Raw genomic sequence first — 20,985 nt, 5'->3', positions numbered from 1 at the left:
GCTGCCGTATTGGCAGGCGCTAAACCAGCACACCCAAGTTAAGGACTGATCTGATTGAAACAGACGCCCGACGCACCGCATTCCATCTACGGGGTTGAGAAATGGGGCCATGGCCTCATTGAGGTGACAGAATGGGGCGAGATAGCTCTGCGCAATCCGATGGCCCCCGAAGCCGAGCCAATCAGCCTGCCGGGTATCCTCAGCGATCTGGACGACCGGGGGATCAAAGCCCCGATGGTCTTGCGTGTTGCGTCTTATCTAGAGCATGAAATCGCGCACCTGAACGAGAGCTTTGCCGAGGCAATCGCGCGCGTAAACTATAAGGGCCACTATCGCGGTGTTTTTCCGATCAAGGTGAACCAACAGGCGCAGGTGGTCGACCGGATCGTCGAGTTCGGCAAGAAATACAATTATGGCCTTGAAGCAGGATCAAAACCTGAACTGGTGCTGGCCCTGGCCCATCGCCTGGCCCCCGAAGCGCTGATCGTCTGCAATGGCGTCAAGGATGCTGAATTCATCCAATTGGCGATCCTGTCTCGCAAGATCGGGTTCAACACCGTCATCGTGCTGGAAAGCCCAAAAGAGGCCAATACCGTCATCGAGGTCTATAACCAACTGGGGATCGAGCCCCTAATAGGCGTTCGGGTCAAATTGACCAATCAGATCAGCGGCAAATGGGAAGAAAGTTCGGGCGACCGTTCCGCCTTTGGAATGAACACCGACCAGCTTGTTGCCACCGTGGACAAGCTGAAAGCGGCGGGATTGCTGCACTGCCTCAAGCTGCAACATTCGCATCTGGGTTCACAGGTGCAAGACGTTAACGATGTGCGCCGCGCTGTTGGCGAGGCATGCCGGTATTACACCGAACTCTCGCGTGAAGGTGTACCACTCAGCTACTTGGATCTCGGCGGCGGCATGGGGGTGGATTACACGGGCGAAAAAAAGGCCGCGGAAAACTCGATCAACTACACGGTCGAGGAATATTGCGCCAACGTAGTCGAAACCGTGGCTTACGCCATGGACGAGGCTGAAATCGACCACCCCACATTGATCACCGAAAGCGGTCGTGCGGTGGTTGCGACGTCGTCCATGCTGGTCTTCAACGTGTTGGAAAGCACACTCTACGACGCCCCGGACGGACCAATGGCCGAGCCCGATGACCACCACATGGTTTCGGACCTCGCCGCAGTACACGGCTATCTCAGCAAGGATCGGCTGCAGGAATGCTGGAACGACGCAACCTTCTATCGCAATGAATTGCGCGCGCTTTTCAGACGCGGGTATGTCGACCTGCGCCAGATGGCCCGGGCCGAGCGCATCTACCTGTCCCTTATGGCCCGTCTCAAGGCCTTGGCGGCAAGTGATGATCTGGACACGGAAGTGGATGACCAGCTTGAGAAGGTCGCAGACATCTACCATTGCAACTTCTCGCTGTTCCAATCCCTCCCCGATGTCTGGGCCATCGACCAATTGCACCCAATCGTGCCGCTGCAAAGCTTGAATGAAACACCAGACCGCCGCGCGGTCCTGTCCGACATTACCTGCGACAGCGACGGTAAGATTGACCGGTTCATTTTGACCGACGGCGTGTCCCCCAGCCTGCCGGTGCATTCGCTGCCCGAAGAAGGCGAGTATTTCATGGGCGTCTTCTTCGTTGGCGCCTATCAGGAAACACTTGGCGACCTACACAATCTGTTCGGCGACACCAATGTTGTCACCATCGACCTGCGCACCGACGGTGGCTTCGACTTGCTGCATGAACAAGAGGGCGACACAATTTCTCAAGTCTTGTCTTATGTGGAATTCGACCCGCAAGACTGTGTCGCCGCGTTCCGCAAAATGGTGGACGAGGCGATTTCGACCGGTACTCTGCAAGCCAAGGACCGAAAAACCCTGATGAGCGCCTATCGCGACTCGATCAACGGCTACACCTATTACGAATAACCCCTTGAGAGGAGACTATCCCATGGGCAAAACACTGGTTGTCGGCGCGGGCGGCGTGTCCCACGCAGCCGTGCACAAAATGGCGATGAATTCGGACATCTTTACCGAGATCACGCTGGCCAGCCGCACGAAATCGAAATGCGACGCCATCGCAGCGGCCGTTAAGGACCGCGTCGGTGTGGACATCGCGACTGCCGAGTTGGACGCCTACAAGGTTGAAGATACAGTCAAACTGATCAAAGAAACGGGTGCAGAAATCCTCGTAAACCTGGCCCTGCCGTATCAGGATCTGGTTCTGATGGACGCGTGTCTTGAGGCCGGCATCCACTATCTCGACACCGCGAACTATGAGCCCGAGGACGAGGCCAAGTTCGAATACCACTGGCAATGGGCCTATCAAGAGCGGTTCAAAGAGGCTGGTTTGACTGCCATCCTCGGCTCGGGCTTCGATCCGGGTGTTACATCCGTCTTCGCCAAATGGCTGAAGAAGCACAAGTTGGATACGATCCGTCAGATCGATGTGCTGGACGCGAATGGCGGCAGCAACGATCAAGAATTCGCCACCAACTTCAACCCGGAAATCAACCTGCGCGAAGTGCTGGCCGAGGTGCGCCATTGGGAAAACGGCGCATGGCAGCACAGCCCGGCGATGACCCACAAGGTCGAGTTCGACTTCCCCGCCATCGGCCCCAAGAACATGTACCTGATGTATCACGAGGAACTGGAGTCGCTCAGCACCCATTTCCCCGAGATTGAGCGCGCCCGCTTCTGGATGACCTTCGGCGACGCCTACATCACCCACGCCAAGGTGCTGGAAAACGTCGGTATGACTCGCATTGACCCGGTGATGCATGACGGCAAGGAAATCATCCCGATTCAGTTCCTGAAAACCCTGCTGCCCGATCCCGGCGATCTGGGCGCGGAGACCAAGGGCAAAGCCTGCATCGGTGACATCGCCACAGGTCAGGCCAAGGACGGCTCGGGCGAAAAGACCTATTATATCTACAACATCTGCGATCACGAGGAATGCTACCGTGAGGTCGGCAGCCAAGCCGTCAGCTACACCACCGGCGTCCCCGCCATGATCGGTGCGGCGCAGGTGCTGAAAGGCAATTGGCGCGAACCGGGCGTGTGGAACATGGAGCAACTCGACCCTGACAACTTCATGGACATGCTGAACGAACATGGTTTGCCATGGCAGGTCCACGAACTCGACGGCCCGGTTAACTTCTAAATCCTCGCCCGGCGGCAACGCCGGGCAGCGCCCGACCGTCCCCATGGGCGGGCGCTTCGCACCCACCCGCGGTCAGGCACTGCCTTCCGCACTGTCCGGAGATAACCTCTTGTCCGACATGATGACTACACAAGCCGGAGATGCAGGAGCTTTCCGCAGGTTTGATCTAAACCGCATACCTACCCCCTGCTTCGTGGTCGATGAAAAAGCTGTCGAACGAAATCTGAACATCCTTGCCGATATCGGCACCCGCTCCGGCGCTCACATTCTCGGAGCCCTCAAGGCGTTTTCGATGTTCTCGCTGGCCCCGCTTGTACGCCAATACCTTGGCGGCACCTGCGCTAGCGGCATCTACGAGGCCCGGCTGGGCCGCGATGAATATGGCGGCGAGGTCGCCACTTTCTGCGCCGGATACAAAGAAAGCGACATCGACGAAATCCTGTCATTGTCTGACCACATCATCTTCAACTCACCCGCGCAAAAGGACCGCTTTCTGGCAAAAGCCCAAGCCGCCGGCGTACAGGTCGGTTTGCGCATCAATCCAGAACATTCCGAAGGCGAAATCCCCAAATACGACCCTTGCGCGCCCTGCTCGCGTCTGGGCACGCCGGTCAGCCAATTGACCGCCGAGACTATGAGTGGCGTGGACGGGCTGCACATGCACACGCTCTGCGAACAGGGGTTCGCGCCGTTGCACCGGACATGGGACGCGGTTGAGCCAAAGCTCAAACCGTACCTTGGCCAACTCAAATGGCTGAACTTCGGCGGCGGGCATCATATCACCCGTGATGACTATGACCGCGACGGGCTGGTCGCCTTCATCAAATCCATCCGTGAGATACACGGTATCGACGTCTATCTGGAACCCGGTGAGGCGGTGGCCCTGGATGCGGGCATTCTGGTTGGCGAAATCCTCGACTTGCCGACCAACGGGATGACCCTTGCGATCACCGATATCTCGGCCACCTGCCATATGCCGGACGTCATCGAAGCCCCCTATCGCCCCGCCCTCATGGATGAGGCCGAGGCAGGCCATACCTATCGCCTGGGCGGCCCGTCCTGTCTGGCGGGCGACGTGATCGGTGACTACACATGGGACAAACCACTGGAAATCGGCCAGCGCTTTGCCTTCCTCGATCAGGCGCATTATTCGATGGTCAAAACCAACACCTTCAACGGAGTTCCGCTGCCGACTATAGCGCTGTGGAACAGCGAAACGGACGAACTGAAAATCATCAAACAGTTCGACTATGACGACTTTAAAGGCCGCCTCTCATGAGTATTTTCCTCGACAGTGAACTGTCCGCATCCGAGCGCACCGAGGACGCGCGGTTCCGTGTGATCCCGGTGCCGCTGGAACGCACTGTATCTTACGGCGCGGGCACCGCCAAAGGCCCGGACGCAATTATCGAAGCCAGTAATGAACTGGAACGCATCACTGGCCACGCCGAGCCCTGCGTCGAGGGGATCTTCACCGAAGAACCCGTTGACTGCGATGCAGCGTTGCCAGAGATAATGGAACGCCTAGCCCAACGCACGGAAGCGGCCGTTCGCGCCGGCAAAATCCCGGTGACGCTAGGTGGCGAGCATTCACTTAGCTACGGCGCAGTGTTGGGTGTTGCCCGCGCTCTAAACCAACCGATTGGTATCGTGCAAATCGACGCCCATGCTGATCTGCGCAACGCTTATCAGGGCGAGAAACATTCTCACGCCTCAGTCATGCATCTTCTTGCCGAAGAAGGTATCCGTCTGGCGCAATTCGGCGTTCGCGCCTTTTCGACCGAAGAAGCCCAAAGCCGCCTGAAAAATCACGTGTTTCATGTAGACGCCGAAGAACTGGTTACCGGCAACATCCACTCGGTTGATCTGCCCAAGGATTTTCCCGAACTGGTGTACGCCAGCTTTGACGTTGATGGGCTGGACCCGGCAATCATGCCCGCCACTGGAACACCCGTCCCAGGCGGGCTGGGATATTATCAAGCCCTGCGCCTGGTGGAACACGCCCTGAAGGGCCGAAAATGTGTGGGTTTCGACGTCGTCGAACTGGCCCCGAACGGCAATGCCGCCTGGGATTTTACCGCCGCCCAGATCGTCTATCGCCTGATGGCCGCCTGTTAAGCCTCGGCGGTCTCATTCAGTTCCATGTGCCCTTCGCCCTTGTTCAGAACGCGGCGTAGCATGGGTTCGAAGAACTCCAGCGGTTTGGTCGGATAATCCGGGTCGAACGCCTTCTGATCATATTCATGACAAAAATAGCGGCAGTCCTCCCAATACGGGCTGTCGCGATATTTGTCGCGGGCATTCCGATCACCACCTAGATGATGATTGTAGTAGTAGCCCTGAAACACGCAGTGGTGCTTGAGAATCCAGTGTGTCTTCTCACTGACATAAGGCTTCATCATAGCGGCGGACAGTTCCCCGTGATTATAAGGCGACAAGATATCGCCGGTGTCATGGATCAGGGCAGCCACAACCAACTCTTCATCAGCGCCGTCCTCATACGCTCGTGTCGCGGCCTGTAGGCTGTGCTGATAGCGATTCACCGGATACGGCGTCCATTCTTCATCCAGTGAACGAATGGCGTCCAGTATGCGATCCGGCAAAGCAGCGTTGTAGCTCTCTTCATACTCCATGACCGCATCCCAGTCGGCCTTGGTCGCCTCTTCAAAACTGGTCCAGGTGGGTTTGTGGCTCTTGTCCAGCATGGTGCGAATCCTTTGGCTGCATTCATCCAATCACCTTAAGGCGGCAGTTGCAGGCAAAAAAATGAATTGATTTTATCAATACGATCAAAAAATACTTTCGGTATGCAAACCAAATCTCTGGAAACTTTTTTGTGCGTAGCCGAAACCGGTGGGTTTCACTCAGCGGCCCGTAAGTTGAATGTAACCCAAACCGCAGTCAGCGCCCGGATCAGGGCCCTGGAAGACGCAACAGGCAAACCACTGTTCTCGCGCGGGGTAGGCGGAACGGTATTGACCGAGTACGGCCGCCAATTCAAACCCTATGCGGAACAGATGCTGTCGCTGTGGTCGTTCGCAGCCAACGACCTGCCTGAACAGATTCAAAATCGGTTGGCACTGCGTCTGGGTGCCCAGTTGAGCGTGTGGGATCCGTTACTGGTGGACCTTGCTGTTCGCTTTGAACAACGGTTTGGACAATTGCTGTTAACCCTGAATTACGACCATGATTTGGATATGGTCGACGCCGTTGCGACCCACGTACTTGACGCCGCGCTGACCCATGAAAAACCTGCGGACCGGCGCGTGGTATTCCACGAACTTGCGCCCGAACGGCTGTCTTTGGTTCAAAGCAGGAAGGATGCGAACACCGACGCTGAACGGGTATTTGTCAACATAGAACTGGGCGAGACCTACCGGGATCATGTCCGTTCCACAGCGCGTCTCGCGACAGGGCAAACTATCTTTCTGGGTAATTGCTTGATGGCTTTACGCTATCTCCTACAGCGTGGCGGGTATGGGTATTTCCCGGACTATGTCATCACTCAGCATCTGAACTCAGGCGAGCTGTTGCGCGAGAAAGATGCGCGCGACTTAATGCTACCGCTGTATTTGGTGGTCCGTTCGGACAGTCAAGAAGTTGAAAACATCCTGCAGTGTCTGGAGGAACTTCGCCGCTGACTTCAGACCGGTGACGGCTTTGGTGCTCCGTTTCGAACCCTTTTTCGCAGCAAGGGTCGCCCCGCGGCCAGTAAAAACAGAACCGACACAAGCACGCCCATAACGGCGGGAAGATACAGCAAGCCCCAAAGTCTGGGATCATTGATGACGAACGGGGATACGAATCCCCGAACCCCCTCAAGCAGGACCAGAATGGTAAAGGCACCCAGGATCTGAGGCCAAAGCCCAAAGCGCGAAAAACTACCCAGCATCAGGGTCGAATATCCGACCAATGCGACCGCAATACATATTGCAATCCACGAGAACCTCTGGTGCAGCTCATCCACCAGATGGCCGATGCTGTGATCATCTTTCACTGAGACCGCTTCGCGATCCCAGATCAACTCGACCGTCGGGATGGCTTCAAGGCTGCGATGGCCCATACTCGAATTCTGGGTCAGTTCGGAAATGTCGTAAGAGGCGTCTTCGAACAACGTGGATGACAGCGTGTTACCAGCCTGATCATACCGCAGCGCAATCCCATCCAGCATAACCAGATGAATGCCCGAAGCCTGATTGACCAGATAGGCCGTAGCACTGGAATAACTGACCGGGTTAATCCCATCGCGACGGTCCGAGACGAAGACTTCGCGCAGCGTTCCGTCCAAATCGATATCGCCGATATAGACGGTTACACCTTCTGCTGGATGCAAGAACTCGCCCTCATTCAACAGCTGTGCGGTGACATCTCCGGCAACTTCATCCTGTCTTAATTCCAGTTGATCAACCGATGCAGGTCGCAGAAAGACGCTGATGACAGCCATCATCAGTCCCGCACTGAGCCCGAACACCAAGACCGCTCGCGCAAGTCGCCACGGGCTGGAGCCTGTTGCCAGCATCACCGTCATCTCGCTTTCGCGGCTCAAACGGTTGGTTGCGTAAACAGCGGCCGCAAACACAGCCATGGGCATGACCGTCCGGATCAGCGTCGGCAAGGTCAACGCCGTGAACTCCAGGAATACCATCGCCGATTGGCCGCCGCTGATGACCCGATCAAAAAGGCTGACTGAACGCGTGATCCAGAACACCCCGACAAGCACAAGGGTGAAAAAGCCAAACAGCACCAGCAATTGCCGCAGGAAATACCCATCAAAACGCGACATGCGACCTCTTGTTTCTTGGCGATTGGCGTTGCGGCGGACTTTAGGTGATTCAACGCGCCGAGGAAACCTCGATTAAGCCTGATCAGCGGCGGGGATCACGATGCGATGATACCAAAGCCAGCGCAGAATGCGCGACGCCGTGTGTGTGGCCAAAACCTCTGACCAGCTCTTGATGATGTTCAAAGTGGTTGTCGGGGCGCCCAGCCGCTCTAGCAACGGTCCCAGCATTGCGCCCTCCAGATTTGCAACTGGCCTTGGAAGATTCGGGTGCCCTATGACAAGGCCGGGTTCGATATGCGAAGCGGTTTGCACGCCGGAAGTGATGAGCTTGGCCTGAGGTGACAGGATGAGGGGCTGATCATCACGCAACGCCTCCGTGTTTGGATCGAACGCTGGAGACTTTACCCAATCCAACGGCTTTGCGCGCTCAGCCCAGAAGTGCGAAGGATCGACAGCATGCTGCCGTGCATAGAAATCGGCTGCGAGCGCTGCATGGGTCTGCACACGCTCGAATTGCCGATCCGCATAAAAAGACAAGGCCAGATCACTATGATCGGGGGTTGTCAGAAGCGTGTTCACCACAGCTGCGGCCTGCACCGCCTGCCCCATCGCCAATTGCACCCCCTGCGACGACAACGCGTCGACCGCGAAGCTGGCCTCTCCGACCCGCAGAAGGTCGCGCGTTGGTGGTGTTGTCTCGGCCTGGCTGGTCGCATCCGCCCGCCGCACAGGCCCGATACGGCGCTGTTCCAGACAGGGCGCTAGTAGTGTCGAACGGGCCAGAAGATTCAGATAGAGATCGCGTCGATCTGCGGGTGGCAGCCCGATGCAGGCGTCGGGATCGACAAAAACCATTGCGTTGACCACTCCTCCCGGTAACAACGCGCCCCAATACCAATGTCCTTGTCCCGCCTCGACCCGGGCTTGCGGGCCAAAGCCCGGCGGCACGTGCCAATAAGCATAAAGCGCCAACAAAGGTTGGGATGCAGGGAGAAACCTGCGGCCCAGCCCGGCTTGCCGTCCCGCTGCGTCCAGCAGGATTTGTGCCTGGATCCGAAAGGCGCCCGTGTCGGTCCGAACGGGAATCTCCCAACCAGAATGCTGGCGCACCGGGCGGTATGCGCGCGCAGGTTGGACGACCTGCGCCCCTGCCGCTTGTGCTGCACGTAACAGCACCGCATCAAACTGGCCCCGGTCAACCAAAAGTCCGGGGTGATCACCGTCGACGCCGCGACGTTCGAACGCTCCGGCCCAATGCAAAAGCGATCCGCTTGCACGCAGAAAACCGGTTTGGGAAACGGTTTCGTCGACCCCCAACAGTTTCAGGATCGGCCAGATTGATGGCGGCAATGACTCGCCGACATGCTGGCGCGGGAACGTTTGCCGCTCGATCAGGCAGACACGCCGACCTAGCTGAGCCAACCTCAGCGCAGCAGAACTACCTGCCGGGCCGCCTCCGATCACGCAGATTTCGGTCTCAATCTCCATCCGTTCAGGCAGAGGCCACCTTAGCGGACACGCCAAAATAATCCGGACGTGCTTCGGACAAGCGGACATAGGCTTGAAGGCAATAGTGCAGCCAACCTCGAATGTAGTCGCAAGCGGGGCGTCCGCGATGGATGACCTCGTGATGACAGCCGCCGCCGCACAGATACCGCGCCCAGCAAGTGCCGCACGGGGACTGGGTGTGCACGTGACGGTTCGTCAACCAATTTTCTCGCCGAAGATCAGGGCCATTATAGACATCGCCCATGGCTCCGGCTTCGTCTTCAACAAAGCGATGGCAGGCGAACAGGCCGCCATCAGCGGACACGCCGAAATACCCGCCCCCTGCCCCGCAGGCATAGGGCCGATGGGTGCCTCGGTGGATCTCCTGCATCGCCACTGCCATGTTCGAGAATGGGTAGCGCCGCCCTTCGATTACCGCCGCCTCGAAAACTTCGCCGCAACGGATCATCTGCGATAGTATCTCGTCCAAATCACTCCGGTTCAGTTCATGCTGACCGTTGGGCGAGGCGAGCATTGGCGAGAATCCAATCGAATGAAATCCCATTCCCACAAACCGATCCAGCGTCTCTGGCAGGTTCATATTCTGCGGCGTAACCGTTACCCGGGCACCAACCTGCATACGGTGTTGAGCTGCCAGCAAAGGCTCGACCCGTTTCAGGATCGTATCAAAACTACCCCGACCGCCACGATTTGGGCGCAGCTTGTCATGGACCTCGCCCACGCCATCCAGACTGATGGTGACAGCAAATCCATGCGCTTCGAAAAACGCCGCATCCTCGGGGCGTAGCAGGGTCCCGTTGGTTGTGATCGAGAACCCGACGCTCAACCCGTTGGCCTGCGCCTGATCGACGGCATATTCCGTAGTGCGTTGCACCAGATCACGGTTGATCAGAGGTTCTCCACCCAAATAGGCAAGGTTGATCCGCACACCGGGTGCGGCTTCGGCCACCAGCCGATCAACCGAAGCCTTGGCGACTTCCCATTCCATATTCCGCGCGGGTCCGCCAAATTCTCCCCCTTCAGCATAGCAATAAGTGCAAGCCAGATTGCATTTCTGCGCCACTGCCAGTGACAGCGACCTCACGGGCATACTCTGAGGCGGCGTGTCATCGATGAAAGATGTTCCATCCAATCCCATGGACCTGAGGAAAGCGCTCTGACTTCTCTTGTCCATCGTTGCGAATTGGTCCGCCGTCCCCTCAGGCACATCAAACACGCGCGATCCATCAACGGCCAGCATGTGATCTCCATGCCCTGTGTCAAAGAAATGCACCTGCGCGGCGGGTGGGATCACGCCTTACCCTCCGTCCAGAACGGGATGCCAATCCCCTTGGCGGCCAGTGCTTCGCCCTCGACGCGGAACAGCTTCATATCATCGCGCACCTGCTGGATGTAGGCCTGGGAGTCTTCAAATTTGCCATCCGCTTCAAGCGTATAGGCGTTGGCTAACCCATCCTTGACCTTAGCGTAGAGTTCCAGCGCCGTCCTGGCCTCCTCTTCAGTGCCAACCTCAATCTGACGCAAATAGGCAGGCGTGCCTTCTCCCGTATCGTATTTGGCCAAAACGTCCTTCATTTGACTGAAGCGCAGGAAGTGCTCGTCCCCGTCAGTGTCGATCCGTACCGCCAGCGCATAAAGGCGGCGCTCCGGGAACAAATCCTCCTGCTCCAAAGTCGCCACACATTGCGCATAAGCGCGGTCGATAAAGCCTCCGGGGCGCTCGATCTCGATGAAATCCGCAAGCGCTTCGGCCGTCAGTGGCCTCAGTGCGCGCGGCTGCGTCTTACCCTTGCCCGCCGGCAGAGTTTCGGACGGGGTCAAGATGGGTTCATACCCCTCGGGCTCAAGCTCCCAAAGCAACTGGTTCGCCCAGCGCATATGGGTCATCTCGCCAATCGCGACCTCCAGCACCGAACGCCGGGCAAATATCAGATCGTCTTTCAGCGTCGGCCATTTTTGGGTATCCGCCGTTTCGGGATCCGCCAGCGAGAAAAAGGCATAAAGATATTGCAGGCTCAGCGTCATCTCCATCGCGGCCAGACGCGTCTTGAGGTCCTCGATCATCGCCTGCGGCGTGTCATAGGGCTCCACGCCTGGCATTTCGGGATCAACTTCATAAACCTCGCCCGTTTCGCGGCCTTCAACGACGATAGGCAATTCGCTCCACATCTGATTTACCTGATAATGGTCAATCTGGTAGGGGCGGTTTTGTTCGACCGTATTCAGCGCCGCGACTTTACCGGACGGAGACTTGTCCGAGCGCAGCCAATCCAGATAGGTCTCGGCCTCGATCGGGTTCTTTGACTGACCCGAGGGCAGCTGATCGTCATGCGCCACCTCAGCCATCACTACGTCGGGGTGGTTCGAAGGCCAGTAGTGGCAGCCGCAGTCGCGGAAGTCATGGGACCACGGATTGCACAGGCTTTGCGTCAATTCTCCGGGATCATAGGCTTCGCTGAAGACACCCGCCTCGGTCCGGTACTGGCGGCGGAATCCGTGCAGGACGACCTGCTCGGTATCCACGATGCCATCATGATTGCGCCGTTCCAGAGCAATGCTGACCGGTTTGTCATCACCATGTTCCAGACTGCGGATGAACCGCCAAATCATCAGCCCGTCATAGGGTGTGCCGTCTTCCTCCTTGAAAGTGATGCGCTTACCGCTCTGCTCGACCCATGACAGGAACCAGCGACCTTGGCTGAGCTTTGCGCCGATGTCACCGCTGTAGGCCTCCAACAGCGTCTGCACCCACTCCTCGGGGCTGTTGTCAGGCAGCATCGGATCATAGAAATAGTCCACAAAAACCAGATGGAAGCCCTGTGAATTCTTCGGCGCCTCGGGCACGGGGTTCAGCGGCACCCGCGCGGCGTTGAACACCAGACCGGGGAAAAAGCGGCGGTCCAGGTTGCGCACATCCATTTCCAGACCGGGAAAGCAATTCCCCACCGATCCGTCCAGTCGCGTGTTGTCGGGGTTGCCCGGTACCTTATAGGCCGCGCGGGCGGTCAGGTTGCGGGGTTTAACGCGGATTTGGCCGGGCTGATCAGACATTCTGAGCCTCCGTTTCCTGTGCAACCAGATAGTCGATGAACGAGATCACCAGATGGTACTGCCTGCGCGACAGCGACAGCGGGTAATAGTTGGAATCGCGCATATAAGGCGGCATCCGCGCGTCGTGCATCGAGTCGCGGATAATCCGAGGATCGCGAAAATCCGGGTTCGGGTTTTGATCAGGGTTCGGGTCGGTTTCAAGCTCGGTCAAGATACCATATGGTGGACGCAGCAGCGTTTTAACGAAATCCGGGCGACGGCGCAGGAAATCCAGCAGGTTGGCCTCGTCGATCAGTTGCTCATGCACGAACTTCGTCGCAACTGTATAGGGCAGCCGATCATTGGGCACGGAGTTCGAAAAGACCGAGATCGGTTGCGGGCGGATCAGTTCGTCGATCTTGTCCGGCGGCCTTGCATCCTCCTCCGTCATGGATTTCGCATCGGTTGACGGCAGGCCCGGCGTCGGGGAAATCCCGGTTTTCGCCTGTAATTTGGCATTGTCCTTCAAACCTTGCGCGCGGATATCGTCGAGGTTGATCAGGCTGTTGGTCTCGAAGGCGCGGCGGAAGATATCGACCACCTCGTCTTTGGCCTGGGTGTAGTTTTCTTCAGTTACCGAGATTAGCGACAGATCACGATCGGCCAGATCATCCTCAAGGCTGTAGAACGGCCGCGCATCAGGTGCAAAATCGGGTGGTCCGGTCATGATCGTGGCGCGCGCGGTCAGGCGTTCGCCACGTACTGCCAGCGTCGCCTCGATCACGCCATCGCTGGTGTCATCGGCCACTCCCCAGGATTGGTCATTGCCCACACGGGCACCGTCGTAACTATCGTGCGGCTCAGGGTCGTCCGAGGTGCCGGACATCATGATCCATTTCGACCAAGGGGTGTCGGCGTTCAGGATGCGGTTCTGTTCGGGCACGATTTCGTGGATGCGACCATATTCCGATTTCGGCGGGTCGTTCTGATAGCCCGGTACGGCCAGCGTCGCCGGACCGTATGCAGCATCAGGCGGGCCATAAACCTCTCCTTTCGGAGGCATAAAGCGCAGGCGCAGGATACTGCGGTCGATGAACTCCCCTTCGACCGGTTCATCATGACCCTGCACAGGATGCATCACACGGATTGAGCCTAGCGGGATCGGGTTATGCTCATAGACCATCGGCTGTTGTTCGGACGTATACGGGCTGAAGGCCAGCAGGGGTTTCGGGGTGAAATCCTGACCCGCAATCTCGACCCGTGCACGAAACCCGCAAGCCGCGTCGCCAGTCCGGCGCTCGGCCTTGGTGTTCCCGACGGTGACCGAATAGCGCACGTTTTGCAGCGACAGGCCCTGATCGTCGAGCAGATCGAGCGTCACCGGTGTCTCATATTCCTCGCCCGTTTCGGCATCATGCATCCGCGCCCACAGCTCAAAGAACGGGGCAACCGGGCGCAACGCGCCGCCTTCGTCGCGAAAGCGGATCGTGTCGGGATCGGGAAGATAGGCGGTGACACTGCCATCTTCGATCTCGCGCAGGGTTATGTTCGAGCGGATGACCGTTTTGTTGTTGCCATGGGCATCCATGTCCTGCTGCCACTCATAGCTTTCCAGCGGTGTCTCGCCCGGTCCCAGGCGAGCAACCGCCATGGGTGGCAGAAAGAAAATCTCTCGGATCGTGTCCATACTGGGCCCTCCCCCGTTTGGCCTTGGCAGCCCCTGCTTTCAGGGGTTCGAATAGCTCTCGTATGTGATCGTTGGGTCGTCGAAGATCGACTTGGACGTATCTCGGATGATGTCTGGCGGAGCGTCATCCGGCACCGGTGAAATGCTCTGCTGATAATGGAAGAAATTATGCGGGTCGAATTTCTGCTTCACGAACAGCAAAGAGTTGAAATACTCGCCCCAGTATTGCCAGCGATAGTTCTTCTGGGTCCGCCGTGGATAGTTCTGATAGACGCGATCAATGAAATAGCCTTCTTCGGTCATCAGTTTCATGAATCCGTCGAGCCACGGCACCACGATCTCTTTTTCTTCTTCCGACACCCAGAACACATCGACGTAGAAGTTCAGCGACACATCACGGTGAATGAAGGCATTGCCTTGTTTGCCCAACGGCATCCGATTGATCGCCCCCCCATAGGGTTCGATGGCCACAGCGCCATAAGCGTTGGGCGTGCTGTCGAGGTAGTCTACGACGCGCTGCCATTCGGCTTCGTTGAGCTGGCGTTCAATATATCCGGCCTGCTTATCTTCACGCGCCTGATCGGGGACGACGGGGATGTCATATTTGTCGTCATACAGCCATGAGTTGATTTCTTGATAGGTGCCATAGTTCTGGTCGTCCTCACCCATCTCGCCGCCGATTTCATCGCTCAGCAGGGGCTGAACAAACGCGTTCCCCTCTTCGGACGTGCCATCATAGAGCGCCGACACCAGCAGCACCTTTCGATCTCCCTGATAGGCCAGAAAGATATAGGCCCCGAAACGGTCATCTTCGCAGGTGCGCATGTAGTTGGCCTGCAGGTACTCCAGTGCCTTGGCGGCTTTGTCCAACGGCCATGTGATGTGGCAACCCCAGACTTTATACAGCTGGTGCAGCTGGTAGCGGATTTCCAGCAACACGCCAAAGTTATTGCCGGTCCCGCCTCGTATGGCCCAGAAGAGGTCGGAGTTCGTTTCTTTGTCCGCGATCACGATACTGCCGTCCCACAGCATGACCGTGACACCCAGAACGCTGTCGCAAGCCATCCCAAGCCGGCGTGAGGTAAAGCCATAGCCGCCGCCCATCATGAAACCCGCAACGCAGACATCCTGACAGGCCCCGCCCGGCACGTGCAGGTGATAGGAGTTCAACTCCGAATTCAGCATCTTGAACGGTGTGCCCGGACCGACATAGGCCATCGGCACCTTTGGATCGACGGTCACGTAACGCATTCGGCTGGTATCCAGCACCATCTGGTTATTGACCGAATACCCCGCCGTGCTGTGACGCCCTGACCGCGCAACAACCCACAGGTCATGCTCACGCGCGAAAGCAAGGCTGGCGCGTACATCCTGAATGGTCTCGCAAAAGACGATGATCTCTGGGTAGTCCTGGAAAGCCGGATTCCAAACCTGCCGGTCATTGTTGTAATCCGCGTCGGTCGGCAGAGTGACCGTTCCGATCAGTTTCTTCTCAAATTCACGTATCTCATCGGGCGTGATCGAATGGTACTGCTGCAGCGCCAGATCGGTACGGCTTTGCGCCAAGACATCCTTGGCCAGAAGTGTTTTGCTGATCTTACGCATTAGGTCTCCTCATACCACAAGAGCGGGGCGCCGGACTGGTGACCCAGCGCTAAAAAGTCGAAATTCAGGTATCATCCCAACTCTGCCCGCGCCCAAGCTGGCAGCAAGTTGGCCTTCGGGTCAAGTAATCGTTTCCATCAACGCTCGTGCGTCTTTGAGGTCCGGCAGTTGGGCATCTTGATGGAAATGCGACATGACCGAATTCAACGCCTCACCAACCGGTTCGCCTCGGTGTTGCCGCCACTCCGCCAACGCAACCGCCGCACGAAGCTCGTAAAGCCGCGCGCCTTGCCTTTGCGCTGTTTCGATAGCACGCAACAGCAGTGGTTCAGGATCGCCCCCGGTCTTGGCTACAAGGGCGGCCTCAATACGCAGTTGATCGGCCTCGGCCCATTTCTCTTCGGTTTTACTCAGGACTTTTCTGGCGTGCGTCAAAGTCTGATGCGCAGCGTCGTGATGGCCGGCGTTTGTCTGAATCTCGGCAATCAGCGAAGGGAAGAAAGTCTTGTAATTTCCGGCCCCAACCGACCACCAGTCTTCCGACGCCTGACGCAGGTCCTCGATATGTTCGACTTCAGAGGTCGTGGTCGCCTTTGCCCAGCTTTCCCATAGCCGCGCAATGGTCGCCATAAAGGGTAGCGAATGCTCCTCGGCGACTTCGGACAGCGCCTTAACATCCCTTTGCAATGCAGGAATGTCGCGCGCCAGCAGGTGAACCTTGCACATGTAAACCAAGATCTGCGCCACACTATGCGCGTGTTTGAGGTTCTTGGACCATTCCAGCGCTGTATTCTGCACCTGCAGGGCATCTTGATGCCGACCCATAAGGCAATAACATGTGCCCAGAAATGCTGATGTAATCGCGGCATGATCCGTTCCATAGACATAGGCTAGCTGGCTGTGCTGATCAAAATCATAAAGCGCCCAAGCTTGCTCAAGATGGCGCTTTGCATCTGACAGGTTGCCCAGATGCAATTGCACCGCCCCCATGGCGCGATGACCGACCATGCGGTGTTCGGTCTTGCCGCTTGTCGCCGCCAGATCGAGGATCTGCGCAGCCACGCCTTTCGCCAATTGATATTCAGCACGCACAAGATGGAATGCATATAGCCCGTTGAGCACAGGAAACAGCCGCTCGGTCTCGTCAGCTCGGTGACATAGTTCGCGCAGACGCCCATAGGCCTCACCCGTCGCATCCCCTGAAATACCGCTTGTTGAGCGCAGGACACCAGCACGTAGAATCTGGATGTCGATCTCTTGCAAATCCCGTGCACGGCTCTTTGGCAGATCGGCAAGCTGATCCAGAGCTTTCGACAGATGGGTCAACGCCTCGGCCTGGGCCGAGCGTTCGATCGCTCGACGCCCCGCGCTTTGCCAGTGCATCACGGCCTCATCCGCGCGTTGGGCCAACGTATAATGCTGTGCCAGAACCTCGGGCTGAGTCTGGGCCAGTTGCGGCTGGTTCTCTAGCAACGCACCCGCCGCGCGGTCATGCAGCGACTGCCGTTCCGTGCGCAGCAGGCTGTCATAAGCCATGTCGCGAATCAATGCGTGGCGGAAGATGAACTCATCCTCTGCCGCATCCGGGGCTTGAAGAATGATCCCGGCCGATGAGAGCTGTTCCAGTCCGGCCTGCAGAACCGTCGGAGACAGAAACGAAACAGAGGCCAGCAACGCGATCGAGAACTGCCGCCCGAACACGGCGCCGGTTTGCGCCACTTCTTTGGCCTTGCCCAAACGGTCCAAACGCTCCATCAGCGAATCCTGCAACGTGCTGGGAACTGAAAGCGATGGCAGGGGGCCGCGTACAACATACCCCTTGTCGCTCAAGCGCAATTGCCCCGATTCCAAAAGACCGCGGGTCACTTCCTGAACATAAAGCGGAATGCCATCCGTCTTGGCCGCAATAAGGTCGCAAACCTCGGGTGGTACTGGGTGTCCCCCCGCCACCTCAGCTACGATCTCAGCCACATCCCGATTGGTCAAACGCTTGAGAGGTATACGCAGGGTATTGTTGTGGTGACCCCAACCCGGATCGAAACCGGTACGTGCTGTTACGACGATCAGCACCGGTAGGTCCCGAATATGTTCGATCACCCGATCTGTAAGAGACAAGGTGGTCGGATCAACCCAATGCGCATCTTCGAACAATAGCAACACCGGTCGTTCTCGCGCTAACGTTGCAAGCTGTTCTGTCACTGCCTCCAACGTCTTCTCAAGCTTCACTTGCGGCGGCAGGTCGAGAGGCCCCAGCGTAGCATCAGCATCAACGCTCAACAAATCGGCGATCAGGCGCACATGCTCAGGCGGGTGATGGCGCAAGAGGTATGAGAGTTTTCCCAGTTTATCCTCATCGTTGTCTGTCGGCGCAAATCCTGCGGCGCGTTCCAGATGCTGAATGATCGGATAAAGTGCCGAGTTGGCATGAAAGGGCGAACACTGGAAGTTCAGGCGAAGCGCACCTTGATCCAGCACTTCTTGGCTAAGCCCCTCAATCAGGCGTGATTTGCCGATCCCTGCCTCGCCAGTGACAAGAACCGATTGTCCAGCGCCCTGACTTGCCTCATTCCATTTGTCGGTCAGCTTGCGGAATTCTGCCTGGCGCCCAATGAGCCGACCAGAACCGGCATCAGGCATTATGTCAAATCTGCGCTCGATCCGCGCCTGCCCTGTGACGCTCCAGGCTTGTATCGGTTCCGAAAACCCTTTCAGTGCGAAAGACCCGCGATCCTGCAGTTCAAATGCATTGCCCACCAATCTGCGAGTGGACGGGCTGATGATCAGTGTATTGGGCTCGGCCAAACTCTGCAAACGTGCTGCCAGATTGGGTGTACGCCCCATGACCACGTCATGTTCCTTCAACCCTTCGCCATGGATCTCGCCCACAACGACAAGACCGGTCGAAACACCGATCCGCGCAGTCAGACGCTCCTGGCCTTCCATGCGATTCAATCCTTCAAGAATATCCAGACCCGCATGAACGGCGCGCGAGGCCGCATCTTCCACCGCGTGAGGATACCCGAAATAGATCATCGCCCCGTCACCCATGAAATCGGCGATATGTCCACCAAAGCGAGCAACCGAGGTCGAGCAAATTTCCTTGAACCGCCGAAGCAGCTCCCCCAAGTCTTCGGGATCAAGCCGCTCGGACATGGCAGTCGAGCCAACCAGATCAACAAACATAACTGTCAGTTGCCTCCGCTCGGCGACAATCTTCCCGCTGCCTTGCACCGGGGTCGGATTGGCATCCCGCGCCTGCCCCAATGCGGCCATCAATCGGCGCCTTGGTCCAAGTGGCAGCCCAAGGTCGATCAAATCATGTTCGGAGAGATGTGCGAGATCGGCCAATGTAACTTCGTTCGACGCGAATACCGGCGCATATTTCGACAGCCCGTGTTCTTCAAGGAATGCGTCGATCTCTGTCATTATCCCCGTTGTCCCCGATCGTCTCCGGGTTCCCCTACCCGGTCAGGCTTGCATATTGTGACACAAAAGCCGAACGACTTTAGCACATTAGCTGGACAGTCCTGATGGCTTTTCCTTCAGCCTTGATCAAGCTTTTTCTTTATTGCCGCACACGTCAAGTGAATTGCGCCACACGTATGCACCAAGCCCGCGCCTCTGTTGCAGGAATTTCGCTTGTCCGGTGGGAAATGGCAGGGGCAGCAGGGTTCGAACCCGCGACCTACGGTTTTGGAGACCGTCGCTCTACCAACTGAGCTATACCCCTAGGCTGGGCCATCAGATATGACAGAGGCGCAGCGGACTCAAGAGGCTTTTTGAGTTTTCCGAACACTTTACCGCTGACAAAAAAGTTGCGCCCGGCGCGCAGTTCTTTAAGACAAGGCTCGGCCAGCAGGAGGACCGCAGCCTTGAGCATCCGCAAGAAAATCGCAGACAGCGAAGCCGTGCTGAACTGGGTCGCGCGACGGATCGCAAGCTATATCCGGTTGGTGCATCGCAACACACGCTGGCAGCGCATCGGTTACGAAGAGCTGGATCAACTGGCCGAACAGGGCGAACCGGTCATCGTGGTGCTGTGGCACCAGAGACTGGCACAATCGCCATATTTCTTCCCTCTGGACAAGGGCCGCATCTGCTCGATCACTTCGGCAGCGCGCGCGGGTAGCATGGTGGGGCGAGTGCAGAAGCTGTTCGGGATGGATACAATTGCAATGTCCAGCCGCAAGCGCCACGTCGCTTTGTCGCGCGAAGTGCTGGGAAAGATGAAACAGGGTATCTCGATTGGCATTGCCGCCGACGGCCCTCGCGGACCCGAGCGGGTATCCTCGACCGTACCGCTGGTCTGGGCTCGCACATCAGGTAAACGAGTTTTCGGCATCACCTATTCCGCGCGGCACGGGCGCGAAGCCGGAACTTGGGATCGTCTGCTGATGCCTCGCCCCTGGCGCAACGACGGCGTATTTCTGTGCCGCGAATGGACCGATCCAGTTCCACGCAAGGCCAGCGAAGAGCAGATTGAGGCCCTTCGTCTGAGCCTTGAGCAGCATATGAACGACATCACCGCCGAGGCCGACCGGATGGTCGGACGTGAGCCATGGGCAAAGAGCATGTGAACCCAGAACCCGGCGTGAAACGACTATTGCGCCGTTAGGCCGCGTCTGCGCTGGTTTTGACCGAGGTCGCTCCTCTCGCCATGCTGTCCGACATTTCAGCAAGCTTGATATCAAATCGCTTGCGCTCTCGGCAAAAGTCGCTGATTTTGCACTCAACTTCCTGTTCGTCGTCACCGAGAACAGCGGCTCGCATATCATCCAAATCCTTGCTGTGAAGGATTTGCGTTCCATAGTTCAGAAATTCAAAACCAAACATCTTAGTCTCCCCTGATCGCCGGGACGCACTTGATTTGCGCGTCACCCTTGCTGTTGCAATAGAGAGCTGGGAGTTCAGTCTTCGTTTGGAGTGGACGGTAGATTAAGAATGCGAGATCGACAGCTGTTTTGTTCAATGAACTCAGCTTGCCCGAGATCATTCGACGAATAATCTCAATGCGCCGAGAAGATTGGATGAGAAAAGGCCGCCCCATGTGGAGCGGCCTTCTTTAGTTCACCGATTTGTCGGGCCAAAGCCCGACTACCGTGATTACTCGATGATTTTCGAGACGACGCCGGCGCCGACGGTGCGGCCGCCTTCGCGGATCGCAAAGCGCAGGCCGTCTTCCATCGCGATCGG

16 protein-coding genes and 1 tRNA gene are annotated in these 20,985 nt (G+C 57.4%); 6 read left to right on the top strand and 11 right to left on the bottom strand.

Annotated features, from left to right (window positions below):
- The first annotated feature begins 54 nt into the window (after nt 1–54).
- The 4 genes from speA (at nt 55) to speB (ending at nt 5,296) form a co-directional block, all read left to right on the top strand.
- Nucleotides 55–1,944 carry a biosynthetic arginine decarboxylase gene (gene speA, locus ACR0AW_RS11700; protein WP_170733089.1) on the top strand — a complete coding sequence of 630 codons (1,890 nt, stop codon included), beginning with the start codon at nt 55–57 and terminating at the stop codon, nt 1,942–1,944.
- A gap of 22 nt (nt 1,945–1,966) precedes the next feature.
- The gene (locus ACR0AW_RS11695) at nt 1,967–3,178 is read left to right on the top strand and encodes a saccharopine dehydrogenase family protein (RefSeq protein WP_170392571.1); all 1,212 of its coding nucleotides are present in this window, start codon (nt 1,967–1,969) and stop codon (nt 3,176–3,178) included.
- A 109-nt stretch (nt 3,179–3,287) separates the two neighbouring features.
- The gene (nspC, locus tag ACR0AW_RS11690) at nt 3,288–4,457 is read left to right on the top strand and encodes a carboxynorspermidine decarboxylase (protein WP_170733108.1); all 1,170 of its coding nucleotides are present in this window, start codon (nt 3,288–3,290) and stop codon (nt 4,455–4,457) included.
- Nucleotides 4,454–5,296, top strand: a complete 843-nt coding sequence (gene speB / locus ACR0AW_RS11685; RefSeq protein WP_170733090.1) for an agmatinase — start codon at nt 4,454–4,456, stop codon at nt 5,294–5,296. The genes nspC and speB overlap by 4 nt, the downstream gene beginning before the upstream one ends.
- Here speB and ACR0AW_RS11680 read toward each other — a convergent pair.
- A complete protein-coding gene (locus ACR0AW_RS11680; RefSeq protein ID WP_170733091.1) occupies nt 5,293–5,883 on the bottom strand; it encodes an HD domain-containing protein in 591 nt (196 codons plus the stop codon). The two genes, speB and ACR0AW_RS11680, sit on opposite strands and share 4 nt — an antisense overlap.
- 102 nt (nt 5,884–5,985) lie before the next feature.
- On the opposite strand from ACR0AW_RS11680, the gene ACR0AW_RS11675 reads away from it, so the two are divergent.
- On the top strand, nt 5,986–6,819 hold the full coding sequence (locus ACR0AW_RS11675; RefSeq protein ID WP_170733092.1) for a LysR family transcriptional regulator: 834 nt from the start codon (nt 5,986–5,988) through the stop codon (nt 6,817–6,819).
- Nucleotides 6,820–6,821: 2 nt separating this feature from the next.
- Here ACR0AW_RS11675 and lptF read toward each other — a convergent pair whose 3' ends face one another.
- From lptF to ACR0AW_RS11635, 8 genes are all read right to left on the bottom strand, one after another.
- Nucleotides 6,822–7,961: an LPS export ABC transporter permease LptF gene (gene lptF / locus ACR0AW_RS11670; RefSeq protein ID WP_170392575.1), complete on the bottom strand. Its 1,140-nt coding sequence runs from the start codon at nt 7,959–7,961 to the stop codon at nt 6,822–6,824.
- A 72-nt stretch (nt 7,962–8,033) separates the two neighbouring features.
- Nucleotides 8,034–9,449 (bottom strand): flavin-dependent monooxygenase QhpG, encoded by a 1,416-nt coding sequence (qhpG, locus tag ACR0AW_RS11665; protein ID WP_170733093.1) that lies wholly within the window; start codon nt 9,447–9,449, stop codon nt 8,034–8,036.
- Nucleotides 9,450–9,453: 4 nt separating this feature from the next.
- Nucleotides 9,454–10,764, bottom strand: coding sequence for a radical SAM/SPASM domain-containing protein (locus ACR0AW_RS11660; protein WP_170733094.1), 1,311 nt, complete (start codon nt 10,762–10,764; stop codon nt 9,454–9,456).
- Nucleotides 10,761–12,521: a ferritin-like domain-containing protein gene (locus ACR0AW_RS11655; protein ID WP_170733095.1), complete on the bottom strand. Its 1,761-nt coding sequence runs from the start codon at nt 12,519–12,521 to the stop codon at nt 10,761–10,763. The genes ACR0AW_RS11660 and ACR0AW_RS11655 overlap by 4 nt, the downstream gene beginning before the upstream one ends.
- Nucleotides 12,514–14,187 carry a hypothetical protein gene (locus tag ACR0AW_RS11650; RefSeq protein WP_170733096.1) on the bottom strand — a complete coding sequence of 558 codons (1,674 nt, stop codon included), beginning with the start codon at nt 14,185–14,187 and terminating at the stop codon, nt 12,514–12,516. Before ACR0AW_RS11650 ends, ACR0AW_RS11655 begins: the two co-directional genes overlap by 8 nt.
- 39 nt (nt 14,188–14,226) lie before the next feature.
- Complete coding sequence (locus tag ACR0AW_RS11645) at nt 14,227–15,792, bottom strand: FAD-binding oxidoreductase (protein ID WP_170733097.1); 1,566 nt, start codon at nt 15,790–15,792, stop codon at nt 14,227–14,229.
- A 120-nt stretch (nt 15,793–15,912) separates the two neighbouring features.
- A complete protein-coding gene (locus ACR0AW_RS11640) occupies nt 15,913–19,218 on the bottom strand; it encodes an adenylate/guanylate cyclase domain-containing protein (RefSeq protein ID WP_170733098.1) in 3,306 nt (1,101 codons plus the stop codon).
- A gap of 228 nt (nt 19,219–19,446) precedes the next feature.
- Nucleotides 19,447–19,522, bottom strand: a tRNA-Trp gene (locus tag ACR0AW_RS11635).
- Nucleotides 19,523–19,664: 142 nt separating this feature from the next.
- Between ACR0AW_RS11635 and ACR0AW_RS11630 the strand changes: the two genes are divergently transcribed.
- Entirely contained in the window at nt 19,665–20,369 is a 705-nt protein-coding gene (locus ACR0AW_RS11630) for a DUF374 domain-containing protein (protein WP_170402235.1), read from the top strand.
- 34 nt (nt 20,370–20,403) lie between these two features.
- Here the strand turns inward: ACR0AW_RS11630 and ACR0AW_RS11625 are convergent, their stop codons facing one another.
- Nucleotides 20,404–20,625: a hypothetical protein gene (locus tag ACR0AW_RS11625; RefSeq protein WP_170420395.1), complete on the bottom strand. Its 222-nt coding sequence runs from the start codon at nt 20,623–20,625 to the stop codon at nt 20,404–20,406.
- 270 nt (nt 20,626–20,895) lie between these two features.
- On the bottom strand, nt 20,896–20,985 hold a 90-nt coding region (locus tag ACR0AW_RS11620; RefSeq protein ID WP_211330766.1), incomplete at its 5' end, for an EF-Tu C-terminal domain-related protein.

Source organism: Ruegeria sp. C5 (genome assembly GCF_056537605.1).
The sequence above is the reverse complement of the archived record's forward strand: the minus strand, read 5'-3'. Positions and strand labels throughout refer to the sequence as shown.

Excerpts from the sequence above, each read along its gene's own strand:
- ACR0AW_RS11695 (WP_170392571.1), top strand. The coding sequence starts at position 1,967 with ATGGGCAAAACACTGGTTGTCGGCGCGGGCGGCGTGTCCCACGCAGCC.
- speB (WP_170733090.1), top strand. The coding sequence starts at position 4,454 with ATGAGTATTTTCCTCGACAGTGAACTGTCCGCATCCGAGCGCACCGAG.
- ACR0AW_RS11680 (WP_170733091.1), bottom strand. The coding sequence starts at position 5,883 with ATGCTGGACAAGAGCCACAAACCCACCTGGACCAGTTTTGAAGAGGCG.
- ACR0AW_RS11675 (WP_170733092.1), top strand. The coding sequence starts at position 5,986 with ATGCAAACCAAATCTCTGGAAACTTTTTTGTGCGTAGCCGAAACCGGT.
- lptF (WP_170392575.1), bottom strand. The coding sequence starts at position 7,961 with ATGTCGCGTTTTGATGGGTATTTCCTGCGGCAATTGCTGGTGCTGTTT.
- qhpG (WP_170733093.1), bottom strand. The coding sequence starts at position 9,449 with ATGGAGATTGAGACCGAAATCTGCGTGATCGGAGGCGGCCCGGCAGGT.
- ACR0AW_RS11655 (WP_170733095.1), bottom strand. The coding sequence starts at position 12,521 with ATGTCTGATCAGCCCGGCCAAATCCGCGTTAAACCCCGCAACCTGACC.
- ACR0AW_RS11650 (WP_170733096.1), bottom strand. The coding sequence starts at position 14,187 with ATGGACACGATCCGAGAGATTTTCTTTCTGCCACCCATGGCGGTTGCT.
- ACR0AW_RS11645 (WP_170733097.1), bottom strand. The coding sequence starts at position 15,792 with ATGCGTAAGATCAGCAAAACACTTCTGGCCAAGGATGTCTTGGCGCAA.
- ACR0AW_RS11640 (WP_170733098.1), bottom strand. The coding sequence starts at position 19,218 with ATGACAGAGATCGACGCATTCCTTGAAGAACACGGGCTGTCGAAATAT.
- ACR0AW_RS11625 (WP_170420395.1), bottom strand. The coding sequence starts at position 20,625 with ATGTTTGGTTTTGAATTTCTGAACTATGGAACGCAAATCCTTCACAGC.